Origin of the sequence: Chitinophaga sp. (assembly GCF_035761305.1) — a bacterium.
GTDB lineage: Bacteria > Bacteroidota > Bacteroidia > Chitinophagales > Chitinophagaceae > Chitinophaga.
In genome coordinates this window covers 22,417-35,118 of sequence record NZ_DASTRI010000126.1, presented here as the reverse complement: position 1 = coordinate 35,118, position 12,702 = coordinate 22,417, and the positions used below count along the sequence as shown (strand labels likewise).

Here is a 12,702-nt window from a genome sequence, read left to right as displayed (position 1 = left end):
CCCAGGAAAGGGCATACCCGGTGCCAATGGAGTAGTCGCACAGCCAGGGCTTTTCAACAATATGATCCGGGTTGCTGTTCTCATGGTCCAGCATGCCAATGCCGTCGGGAATGTCGTTGCCTTTGTAGGTCATGGTCACTTGCTGGTGGCGCTGTTCCGCTGTATTAAAGTAATGCGCCAGGTAACGCTGTATATAAATGGGCGGTATTTTTTCCAGCCAGGAGTCGTGGTATATAATATCAGGATGGTATTTATCTACAATTTCTTCGCATTTGCCTTCCCACATTTTCAGCCACTCCTCATGCGGCATGGGCGTGCCGTATAATTTGGCGTATTTGGGATCGGCGGCAGCCCACCCGGGTTTGGGAGTTACGTAGCCGTAGTTCAGCTCATGGTGCAGCGAAACAAAGAATTTCATGCCTCTTTTGCGGATGGCTTTTTCCAGCTCGCCCACCACATCGCGGTGCGGGCCCATTTTTTTTGCGTTAAAGGGCGTAAGCTTGCTGTCCCACATGGCAAAACCATCGTGGTGCTCTGCAACCGGGCCGGCAAAACGCGCGCCGCTTTTTACAAACAGGTCGGCCCAGGCATCCGGATCAAAGTGTTCCCCTTTGAACATGGGAATAAAGTCGTGGTAACCAAATTTGCTAAGCGGGCCATATAGCGCTACATGCCGCTGATAGGTACCCAGCTTGGAGTAACCGGAATCTGCATGCATGTGGGAGTAATAGTGCTCGTTGTTGTAGGCAGGCACGGAGTACACGCCCCAGTGGCAGTAAATACCGAATTTGGCGTCGCGTATCCATTCCGGCACTTCTTCGTGTTGCTGCAGGGAGGTCCAGTCAGGCGTGTAGTGAATATTTTGCGCAAAGGAAACAAAAAAAGAAAAACCTGCCAGCAACGTGGAAAGCACCATCAGCCGGCACAGGAACATAACATGCTTCATAACCTGGTTATCAATTACGGTAAAGTGGAACAGCAGTCTGTAATTATTATGAGAAAAACCAGGACAAAAGATAATTCGTAATTCACCAAAGGTACTCTATTTCCCATATCTATACTATACTATGGTAGTCTTTTTTAGCTAAAATGCCTACGCCAACGTTACCGGCAACGATTGCGTAAAAAAAATGCAGGGATGTGCCTGTTTTCAATGAATATTTCTGTAGCTTGACCCCCGAGAACATTGCTCCTGCTATGCAGGGCGTTAATTCAGGGGGAACAGCAGCCTTCGATTGTTATGAGGAAAATCGTTTTAAAAAATTCCGTTAGTTATGAAAAGTATGCTTCTTTTTTTGTGGACTATCTTTTAATTGTCTTTTAGACACCACATCCTTAGTCCTATTCTATCAAACTTATTCGTCCTATTCTTTAAATCATTAAAAAATGATTAGTCATCTACTTTTTGGTAAGCGATTTACCACGGGGGGAATTGTATTACTGATACTACTGTACTTATGTACCAGCACCACCACCACGTATGCACAAACTGATGCAAAATCTATTACTGTTAGAGGAAAAGTATTATCCGAAGACGGGGAGGAAGTACCTGGTGTAACCATTCGTTTAAAAGGCCAGACAAAAGGCACGGTTACTGACAATGATGGTAACTATGTCATAGAGGTGCCGGATGGCAATGCTGTGCTGGTTTTTACCTATACCGGCCAGGCCCCCATTGAAGAGCGGGTAAATAACCGTTCTGCAGTAAATGTAACCATGAAAAGAGGGGTTACTGATCTTTCAGAAACAGTAGTAGTAGGTTACGGTTCCCAGAAAAAGATACACTTAACCGGCGCAGTAGCCACAGTGAACGTAAAAGATATTCAGGACCTGCCACTGGGCAACCTGTCAGCCACACTCGCTGGTAAGCTGCCTGGTGTTGACGTAGGCGGCGGTACTGCACGTCCAGGTTCTCCTGCTACCATTACTATCCGCAACCCGGTTATTTATTCAAAAGACGGCGGTACCCTCCGGCCTTTATATGTGATTGATGATGTGATCCGCACAGAAGATGATTTCAACGTGCTGGACCCTTCTGAAATTGAAAGTATTTCCATATTAAAGGATGCTGCTGCAGCGGTTTACGGTGCACGTTCCTCACAGGGCGCTGTTGTAATACGCACCAAAAGAGGTCATGCCGGCAAGCTGCAGATCAACTACAATTCATCCGTAGGCTTTAGCCAGGCTGTAAAGCTGCCCAATATGATGACGGGCTACGACCTGGCCACCTATCTGAATGATATGAACACCACCGGTGGCAAACCTGCTACTGACCCGGTTATTTATACACCGGATGAGCTGGCGTATTTTAAAGAGCATAATTACGACTGGCTGCGCCAGGCCTGGAAAAGCTCCCTTACCACCCGCCACACCTTTAACATCAGCGGCGGTACGGAAAAAGCTACCTTCTTTGCAGGCGCCACCTATTTTTACCAGAACGGTAACCTGGATAAGATCAAGAACGACCGCTGGACATTCCGCGCCAGTGCTGATGTGAAGCTGGCCCGGGGTTTAAAAACATCGCTTTCTGTCAGCGGCGACCTGTCCAACACTAAAATGTTCCTGCTGAAACAGGGTGGTGAAAATCCTGATAACGACCTGAAAGGCCTGATCTACACACCGCAGTTTAACCCGCCTTATGTGGACGGGCTGCCTGTGCTGCTCAGCACCGCCAATAAGATCGATGCCTTCCACTTTTTTGCCGTACAGGCGCTGGATAATTATAACCAGTCGCGCGATAACAGCCTAAACGTAGTAGCTAACATAGAATACCAGCCAACTTTTATCAAAGGCTTAACCGCTAAGGTGCAGTATGCCAAAATAATGGATAACACTTTTCCCAAACAGTTTGGTACGTACTATAACCTGTACTCTTTTACCAACCTGGGAGAGCATAAGCATATCATAGGCGGCGACATGATAAAGGCTACCCGCATGAAGAACGGCGCCCGTGTGTATTTCAAACCTTCCTTTGGCGACCGTTACCAGCTGGATGGTTACCTGAACTATGCCCGTAAATTCGGTAAGCACGACATTTCCATACTGGCCGTGGCAGAACAATCAGAATACAGGTATGATGATGTGCAGGCTTATACGGAAGATCCTACTGAAAGCGCGCCGGATATTTCCCGCTTTGCTTTTGGCGCCATGAACGTATGGGAAACTGCCAACGAAACCGGCAACCTTTCCTACATAGGCCGTGTGAATTATGGCTTTGCAGATAAATACCTGCTGGAATTTGCTTTCCGTTACGATGCGTCCACCAACTTTGCGCCGGATTACCGCTGGGGCTTTTTCCCCTCTGTGTCCGCAGGCTGGGTAATATCTGAAGAAGGCTTTTTCCGCCGTAATGTACATGCGCTGGATTTCCTGAAGCTGCGTGCTTCTGTTGGCCACCTGGGTGGAGATGCCACCAAACCCTGGGGCTACCTGCAGCGCTATACGCCCAGCCAAACCAGCGGTGCGGTATTCGGCGGCAACAGTTCCAAAAATGTAGGCACCAAGCCCGAAAATATGCCTAACCCTGCTGCACGTTGGGACGATGACCTGAAGTTTAACGCCGGTATAGACGCCAAGGCACTGAATAATCGTTTATCTGCCACTGTAGACGCGTTCTACGATCACCGTTATAACATGCTTACTTCGCTGACAGCAGCGGTGCCCCTCACAGTAGGCTCTCCTATATCTGCCGAGAACTACAATACTATTAATGCTTACGGGTATGAAATATCTCTGGGCTGGAACGACCGTATTGGAAAAGACATTAACTACTATGTGAATGGTTTCCTGAGCTGGAGCGATGCCAAGGCTGTAAAGGTAGATGTGGATAAAGGTATCATTGGCACCTGGGAAGATCCCAACGGCCATTCCCTGGACATGGGCGTGAAAGGTTATGAATACCTGGGCATGTTCAGAACGCAGGAAGATGTAGACAACTTCCTGGCCAAGAACCCGGACTATACTATTATGGGTAATAAGCCCGCTCCCGGTATGCTGTACTACAAAGACATCCGCGGTGCAAAAGACCCGGTAACCAACCAGTATGCCGGTCCCGATGGAAAGATAGATGAGAACGACCAGACCTTTATCAGCAACAAAGCCAGCAACCACTATGGTTTTGGCCTGTCAGTAGGCGGCGGCTATAAAGGTTTCCGTTTGGATGTGGTAATGTCCGGCTCATTCGGCGGCCAGGACGTAATAGAAAGCGGCGCAACCAAGCAGGCTACTTCCACCTCTAACCGCCCTGCTTTCTGGTCCGACCACTGGACACCGGAAAACACAAATGCTGCTTACCCGGACCCTTATTACGATGATACGTATGATCTGACATCTGCTTTCTGGTTCAGGAATTCTTTTAATTTCCGCGTGCGCACCCTGAACCTGTCTTACACCTTCCCGCGCCCGCTCACCAGGCAAATGGGCCTGGAATCATTAAGGGTGTACCTGACAGCTACCAATCCGTTCAATTTCTATAATCCGTATGATTACAAAGACAATACGCTGGGATCATTTGACACATATCCCAACCTGAAAACTTTTGCGTTTGGTATTAATGTAGGTCTGTAATCAGTAAGTAAAAACAACAACAATGCGTACACGAATTCACTTATTTATATTTTCAGTGCTGCTGTTATCCGCAGCAGGTTGTAGTAAGGTGCTGGATAAAAGGGACCTGGGATCCCTGCAGGGCGACCTGGTGTTTAACGACTCTGTGCTGGCGCGTACCTACCTTGATTATATATACGATCAGAACCTGCCCAACTGGGGTGGCACCTGGGGCACCAGCGCTAACCTGTCTGAAGAATCTTACGGCGAAAGCAAGTATTTTCAGGGTTCGCTGCAGATCAATGATGTAAATGACTTTGGCACCAAGCTGGATGCTAAAAGCAGCTATGGTAAGATACGCGCCATTAACCTGTTCATACAGCAGGTTGACGGGGGCACTTTAACAGATACCTGGAAAACAGTGCTGAAAGGACAGGCCCTGTTCTTCCGCGCATGGCGCTACTTTGAGCTGGTAAAGCTGTACGGCGGCGTGCCTATTATACTGGAGCCGCAGAGCGCTGTGGGCGATGAAGCCAAACAGGAAGATTATGTGCCGCGCAACAAAACGTCTGAATGTATAGCGCAGATCGTAAAAGACCTGGATGCAGCTGCATCCATGCTGCCGGCCAGGTGGTCAACCACCGCCGATTGGGGCCGTGTTACCAGCGCTGCTGCTGCTGCTCTGAAAGCAAGGGCATTGTTATACTGGGCCAGCCCGGAATTTAATCCTTCTGACCTGGCAGACCGTTGGCAAAGCGCTTATACTGCTGCCAAAGCAGCCAGGGACCTGCTTTCTTCCAACGGTTACGGCCTTAATTCCTCTTTCCAGAACATGTGGTTCTCCGAAGTAAATAATCCGGAGGCTGTATTTGTAACCTGCTATAACAATCTTTCAGGTGATCAGACAAAGAAGAACAACGGGTATGATAACAGCACCCGTCCGGCTATTAACGGTACCGGCGGCGGATCCAACCAGCCTTCAAAAGAGCTGGTAGATGCTTTTCCCATGAAAGACGGGAAAAAGATCACCGATGCAACCAGCGCTTACACCTACGATCCGCAAACCTTTTATAAGAACCGCGATCCCCGTTTCGACTACACCATTGCCTACAACGGCGTTACCTGGCCTTTGAACGGCGTAAATGATTACAAGCTGTGGACATACTTTGTAGGCAACACTACTATTGAAAGCGGTAAAGCATCCAACACCGGTTTTTACTGCCGTAAAGCCATTGACCCGGCGCCAACCACCGGCAATGTGCAATACTCCGGCACCGACTGGATGGAGATCCGCTACGCAGAGGTGTTGCTGACGCTCGCAGAAACTGCCACCGGCGTAAATAACCTTTCAGAAGCATACGACCAGCTGAAAGCTATCCGCAAACGCGCGGGTATTGATGCCGGTGCTGACGACATGTATGGTTTAAAACCCAACATGACACGTGCAGAAATGTTCAGCGCCATACTGGACGAAAGGCTGTACGAGTTTGCCTTTGAAGGCAAGCGTTTCTGGGACTTGCGCCGCTGGAAATTATTTGAAACAGTGTTGAACGGTAAAAGACGTACCGGTGTTATTATTAAATTGAACACCGATGCTATCAGCGCCGACGACTTTAAAGCCCAGCGCGACAAAATGGACCTCGATGCGGCTTACACCAACTACTTCACCATTACCCCCAAGGAAATGGATACCAAGTACGCCATTGGCTGGAAGCCAGAATATTATTTCTTCCCCATACCTAAATCAGCCACTGACAACAACCCGATGCTGATTCAGAATATAGGATGGGGTGGTACCTTTGATCCCGTACAATAACCAGCGGTCAGCTGAGCCGCTAATAACAGGTAGATGATATGAAGCGATTACAGTATTTATTTTTAGGAGGATGCCTGCTGGTGACAGCGCCGGTACTGGCGCAGCATGCAGCAGGTAAAGACACGGCCTACATCCGGGTAGTAACCCAGCGGGCCGATAAGATTGTGGCATCCATGAACATGAGCGATGCAGCAGTGTCAACACAGGTGCGGGATATTATTGCACAGCAATACCAGGACCTGAACCAGGTAGACAAGGAGCGGGACGAACAGAAAAAGGCAGCCAAAGAGCAGCTGAAAGGTGATAAGGCTGCCCTGGATGCACGCCTGCAGGCTATTGAAGACGGGGCTAACAAAAAGGTGGCGGCGCTGCACCAGCAATACCTGGCAAAGCTGTCGGCAAAGCTCACTCCCGCGCAGGTAGACCAGGTAAAGGATGGCATGACCTACGGCGTATTGCCGCTCACTTACGGCGTGTATATGGATATGATGCCCAACCTTAGCCAGCAGCAAAAGGCGCAGATGATGGCCTGGCTGGTGGAAGCCCGCGAGCATGCTATGGACGCCGGTTCTTCTGAAAAGAAACATGCCTGGTTCGGGAAATATAAAGGACGGATCAACAACTACCTTTCCGCCGCCGGTTATAATATGAAACAGGTGGAAGCCGACTGGAAGAAGAGAAAAGGAATGTAAGCGTGAGGCAGGCGAAAGTTGGCGATAAGAAGTAATGGAAAATGAATGAATAGTGTGTAAAGACAGTATGATGAATAAAGAAGTGCAGAGCAGATAAGAAATATCAAATAGAAGCAGGATGTAGGGGACAACAGCTGTAGCAAAGTAGCAACACTGTGGTTTCTTACATCCTATTCTTATTTCCTGTTTACCGCACTATACCATCCTGCTTTGTTTAAACAAAGAATGAATGAACTGGAAACTGAATAATATTTGTGGTGTACTGGCATTGTGCCTCACCACAGCTGCTTATGCACAAAAAAAACCTAAACCTATACCGCCCGTAGCGCTCAGCAATGGCCACCTGGTGTATACAGCTGATAAGCAGGGCAACCGTGTACCTGATTTTTCCTATTGCGGTTATATGGCCAGCGAACAACCCATTCCGGATGTACCGGTACGTGTAGTGGTTCCCGTTACTAAAGGCGACGCTACCCTGCCTGTACAGGCGGCATTGGATTATGTGGCTGGCTTACCCGCGGATAAGCAGGGTATACGCGGCGCTGTGCTGCTGCAGAAAGGCCGGTACGAAATTGCCGGCAGCCTGCATATACGCGCGGGCGGCGTGGTGCTGAGAGGCGGCGGCGCAGGAGAAAATGGCACCGTGCTGGTAGGCGCCGGCACCAGCCGGCAAACGCTTATCCGCATTTACGGCAGGCGCGATAGTACGAATAGCGCGCCGGTAAATATTACAGATGCATATGTGCCGGTAAATGCCAGCACCATTCACGTAGCTGCTGCGCAGCATTTTAAAGCAGGTGATAAAGTAGTAATACATCGTCCAAGCACCCGGGCCTGGATAGAGGTGCTGGGCACGGATCATTTTGGCGGCGGCATTACCGACCTGGCCTGGAAACCGGGTGAACGGGATGCTTACTGGGACCGTACGGTTACTGCGGTAAATGGCAACGCCATTACACTGGATGTGCCGCTTACCACTGCGCTGGACACTACTTATGGCGGCGGCACCGTGGCTACCTACACCTGGCCGGGCCGTATAGCGCAGGTAGGCGTGGAAAACCTGCGTTGTGAATCGGCATATGATATACGCAATCCAAAAGATGAAGCCCACCGCTGGATGGCCATTACCCTGGAAAATGTGTGCGACGCCTGGGTGCGCCAGGTGAACTTCGCACATTTTGCAGGGTCGGCTGTACTGGCGCTGGAAACCAGCAAACGTATTACCGTGGAGGATTGTAAATCGCTGCAGCCCGTGTCGGAAATCGGCGGGCAGCGCCGCTACAGTTTCTGGACTACCGGGCAGCAAACCCTGTTCCAGCGCTGTTATGCCGAGCATGGCTACCATGATTTTGCCGTTGGTTTTTGTGCGCCCGGACCCAATGCATTTGTGCAATGCATGTCGTACCGGCCTTACAGCTTTAGCGGCGCTATCGACAGCTGGGCATCCGGGGTGTTGTTTGATGTAGTGAATGTAGATGGTGACGCCCTGCGCTATGGTAACCGCTGGCAGGACGGCCAGGGCGCCGGCTGGAGCGCTGCCAACAGCGTGTTCTGGCAATGCAGCGCCGCACGGGTTGACTGTTACCGCCCGCCAACCGCCAATAACTGGGCATTTGGCACCTGGGCGCAGTTTGCCGGAGATGGCTACTGGGGAGAATCCAACGAGCACGTAACGCCCCGCAGCCTGTACTATGCACAGCTGGCCGACCGTTTGGGGAAAGATGTAAAAGACCAGGCGCAGCTGATGCCTATGGAGTCAGAAGCCTCCAGCAGTCCTACCGTAGCGCAGGCAGCGGCATTGATAGCTGCTTCCACCCAACCCCTGCCGCGGCTTACCAACTGGATAGATGATGCAGCTACGCGTAATCCCATTCCAACCAAAGCAACAGGCGTAAAAACAATTAACGATATAGGTTATACGAAACCGGCAGCTCCCGGGCTGGCGCCATCCATGCATGTAGGCAATGGCTGGCTGCTGCGCGGCAATACCGTACTAACCGGGCGGCATTTTGAAGTGCCCTGGTGGCGCGGTAACGTGCGGCCGGATGGCATAGCCGAATCCAAACCGGACGTAACACGTTTTGTGCCCGGCCGCACCGGCACCGGCTTAACAGACGACCTGCAGGAAGTGGCGCAGTGGATGAAAGACAGGCATATTGTTTCACTGGAGCATAACTACGGCCTGTGGTACGACCGCCGCCGCGATGACCATGAGCGCATACGCCGTATGGACGGCGAAGTTTGGCCCCCTTTTTACGAGCTGCCTTTTGCCCGCAGCGGAAAAGACACTGCCTGGGATGGCCTGAGCAAATACGATCTTACAAAATACAATACCTGGTACTGGAACCGCCTGAAGCAGTTTGCCGACCTGGCCGACCAGCAGGGACTTGTGCTGGTGCACCAGGACTATTTTCAGCATAACATTATCGAAGCCGGCGCGCACTACGCCGATTTTCCCTGGCGCCCCGCCAACAATATCAATAACACCGGTTTCCCCGAGCCGCCGCCTTATGCCGGCGACAAACGTATTTTCATGGCCGAGCAGTTTTACGACGTAAACCACCCGGTACGCCGGAAGCTGCACCAGGCCTACATCCGTAAATGCCTGGAAAATTTTGCAGGCAACACCGGCGTTATACATTTTATAGGCGCCGAGTTTACCGGTCCGTTATCATTTGTACAGTTCTGGATAGATACTATCCTGGCCTGGGAGAAAGAAACCGGCAAAAAAGTGACCATTGGCCTCAGCACCACCAAAGATGTGCAGGATGCCATACTGGCCGATCCCGTGCGCTCAAAGCTGATAACGGTAATAGATATACGCCAGTGGTATTACCAGGCAAATGGCAGCGCTTATGCGCCCCTGGGCGGGCAAAACCTGGCGCCCCGCCAGCACGCCCGCCTGCTGAAGCCAAAGAAAACCAGCTTTGAACAGGTGTACCGGGCTGTAAGCGAATACCGCCGCAAGTACCCGGAAAAGGCCGTAACCTATGCCGCCAGCTCCTACGATGAATATGCATGGGCGGCATTTATGGCGGGCGGTTCCCTGGCAGGCATACCGGTAATGGAAGACAATGGTTTCCTGGAAGCCGCTGCCGCCATGCACCCGGTTACATTGCCGGGCAATCCGCAGGGGCAGTGGGCGCTGGCCGATAACGGTAAAGCATATATTGTATACAGCAATGCAGCCGCGACCATTCAGCTGGATCTCAGCAAAGCCGCCGGCAGCTGTACCATTCACTGGATAGATCCGGAGAACGGCCATGTATTAAAAACAGAAACAACCGCCGGCGGCAAAACCGTTACCCTGCAAAGCCCGCAGGCAGGGCCGGTAGTATGCCGGGTAGGAAGCAGATAGTAAGTACGGAGATAAAAACATAAATTGGAACCTATGCAAAAGACCGGTCCCATACTATTGATAACATTACTGTTGATGACCGCCGTTGTGCAGGCGCAAATGAAGCGGGTTAGCCCGCTCCGCGTTTCTGCCAACGGCCGGTTTTTTACCACCGCCTCCGGCGCGCCCTTTTTCTGGTTGGGCGATACCGGCTGGCTGCTGTTCAATAAGCTTACCCGCGAAGAGGCGGATAAGTATCTCGAAAACCGCCGCCAGAAGGGGTTTAACGTAATACAGGTAATGCTGGTGCATAGCCTGGGTGAGGTAAATGCCTATGGCGACAGCGCCCTGGTCAATAAAAATGTAGCCACGCCTAAAACCACGCCTGGCAATAGTTTTACAGATACCGCGCAATATGATTTCTGGGATCATGTAGATTATATTGTTGACAAGGCCGCGGAAAAAGGGCTGTACATGGCGTTAGTGCCTGTATGGGGGTCTAATGTAAAGTCGGGCCATGTAAGTGAGGAGCAGGCAAAAACCTATGCGGCCTGGCTGGTGGCCCGCTATAAAAACAGGCCCAACATCATTTGGATGAATGGCGGCGATATTAAAGGCAGCGATGGCATGCCTGTATGGAACGTAATTGGCAATACGCTGCATACCAGCGATACAGCGCACCTGGTGACCTTTCATCCAAGAGGACGCACGCAATCGTCCATCTGGTTCCATAAAGCAAACTGGCTGCAGTTTAACATGATGCAGTCCGGCCACCGCACCTATGCGCAGGACACCAGCGCAAGCGATATGCACTACGGAGAAGATAACTGGAAATATGTGGTAACAGACTACCGCCAGGTACCGGTAAAGCCGGTGCTGGATGGCGAGCCTTCCTACGAAGGCATTCCGCACGGATTGCATGACAGCCTGCAACCGCGCTGGACGGACAGTGATGTAAGGCGTTACGGCTACTGGTCGGTTTTTGCAGGTGCTGCAGGCTATACCTACGGGCATAATGCGGTAATGCAAATGCATAAGGGAACCGATAGTAACGGTTCCTATGGCGTGCGGCAGGTGTGGGACAGCGCTATGAACGCGCCCGGCGCACAGCAAATGGTATATCTCAAAGCGCTGCTGCTGTCACGTCCTTACTTTGAGCGTGTGCCCGACCAGTCGCTTATAGCCAGCGGGCAGGGAAGCCGCTACAACCGGCTGCTGGCCACCAGGGGCAAACAATATGCTTTTATTTATACCTACACCGGCCGCAACATACCTGTGAACATGGGAAAAATTGCCGGCGATACAGTAAAGGCATCGTGGTACAACCCGCGCAACGGCCATGTTACGTATATTGGTAAATACCCGAACAAGGGCGTTACCACCTTTGATCCGCCGGGCAGGCAGCAGGATGGTAATGACTGGGTGCTGGTGTTGGACACTTATGTACCCGGTAAGGAAGTGTACCTGTTCACCTCTTTCCGTGAGCCGGCTACTGACGGGCTGCACCTGCTGTACAGCTATGACGCTTACCACTGGCTCGACTTAGGCCGTTCCCTGCTGCAGCCCACGGTAGGAGAAAAAAAGCTTATGCGCGATCCCTCCATGATACAGGGGCCGGATGGTACTTTTCGCCTGGTATGGACCAGCGGTTGGAAAGGCGATAAAGGATTTGGCTACGCCAGCTCCAAAGACCTGCTCCATTGGTCGGAGCAGCGCGCCATTAACGTAATGCAAAAAGAGCCCGCTACGGTAAATGTATGGGCGCCGGAGCTTTTTTACGATAAGGAGCATAGCCAGTACATTATCATATGGGCGTCTACCATACCGCATCGCTTTCCAAAAGGGAAGGAGGATGAAGATAATAACCACCGCATGTATTATACCACCACAAAGGACTTTATAACCTTTACGCCCGCCAGGCTGTTCCTGGACCCGGGTTTCAGTGTTATTGACTGTGTAATTGTGCAGCAGGCGCCGGGTAAATATGTGCTGGTATTAAAAGACAACACCCGTCCGGAAAGGGACATCAAAGCAGCCTTTGGCACACAAGCGCTGGGACCTTACAAAAATGTATCAAAAGCATTTACGCCGCCTTTCACGGAAGGCCCTACGGTGGTGAAGGCAGGCAACGAATGGCTGATCTATTTCGACGCCTACCGTGATAAACAATATGGCGCGGTAAAAACAACCGACTTTAAAACATTCACAGATATATCCGGGGATGTGCTGGTGCCGGAAGGACACAAGCATGGCACTATCCTGAAAGTAAAAGAAGATGTGCTGAACGCATTGCAGCAGTAAAATATTCAGGC

6 protein-coding genes are annotated in these 12,702 nt (G+C 51.1%); 5 read left to right on the top strand and 1 reads right to left on the bottom strand.

Annotation, left to right across the window (positions count from 1 at the left end):
* Positions 1–946 (bottom strand): alpha-L-fucosidase (locus tag VFS25_RS11335; protein WP_326462256.1); only part of this gene is annotated, 946 nt, incomplete at its 3' end.
* A gap of 440 nt (positions 947–1,386) precedes the next feature.
* Between VFS25_RS11335 and VFS25_RS11330 the strand changes: the two genes are divergently transcribed.
* The 5 genes from VFS25_RS11330 (at position 1,387) to VFS25_RS11310 (ending at position 12,691) form a co-directional block, all read left to right on the top strand.
* On the top strand, positions 1,387–4,566 hold the full coding sequence (locus VFS25_RS11330) for a TonB-dependent receptor (protein WP_326462255.1): 3,180 nt from the start codon (positions 1,387–1,389) through the stop codon (positions 4,564–4,566).
* A 22-nt stretch (positions 4,567–4,588) separates the two neighbouring features.
* Positions 4,589–6,361 carry a RagB/SusD family nutrient uptake outer membrane protein gene (locus VFS25_RS11325; RefSeq protein ID WP_326462254.1) on the top strand — a complete coding sequence of 591 codons (1,773 nt, stop codon included), beginning with the start codon at positions 4,589–4,591 and terminating at the stop codon, positions 6,359–6,361.
* Between the two features lie 38 nt (positions 6,362–6,399).
* Positions 6,400–7,053: a DUF3826 domain-containing protein gene (locus VFS25_RS11320; protein WP_326462253.1), complete on the top strand. Its 654-nt coding sequence runs from the start codon at positions 6,400–6,402 to the stop codon at positions 7,051–7,053.
* A 229-nt stretch (positions 7,054–7,282) separates the two neighbouring features.
* Entirely contained in the window at positions 7,283–10,411 is a 3,129-nt protein-coding gene (locus VFS25_RS11315) for a DUF6298 domain-containing protein (RefSeq protein ID WP_326462252.1), read from the top strand.
* 33 nt (positions 10,412–10,444) lie between these two features.
* Entirely contained in the window at positions 10,445–12,691 is a 2,247-nt protein-coding gene (locus tag VFS25_RS11310; protein ID WP_326462251.1) for a DUF4038 domain-containing protein, read from the top strand.
* Positions 12,692–12,702 lie beyond the last annotated feature (11 nt).

Bases quoted from the DNA above. Each gene is read 5' to 3' on its own strand.
- VFS25_RS11330 (WP_326462255.1), top strand. From the start codon at position 1,387: ATGATTAGTCATCTACTTTTTGGTAAGCGATTTACCACGGGGGGAATT.
- VFS25_RS11325 (WP_326462254.1), top strand. From the start codon at position 4,589: ATGCGTACACGAATTCACTTATTTATATTTTCAGTGCTGCTGTTATCC.
- VFS25_RS11320 (WP_326462253.1), top strand. From the start codon at position 6,400: ATGAAGCGATTACAGTATTTATTTTTAGGAGGATGCCTGCTGGTGACA.
- VFS25_RS11315 (WP_326462252.1), top strand. From the start codon at position 7,283: ATGAACTGGAAACTGAATAATATTTGTGGTGTACTGGCATTGTGCCTC.
- VFS25_RS11310 (WP_326462251.1), top strand. From the start codon at position 10,445: ATGCAAAAGACCGGTCCCATACTATTGATAACATTACTGTTGATGACC.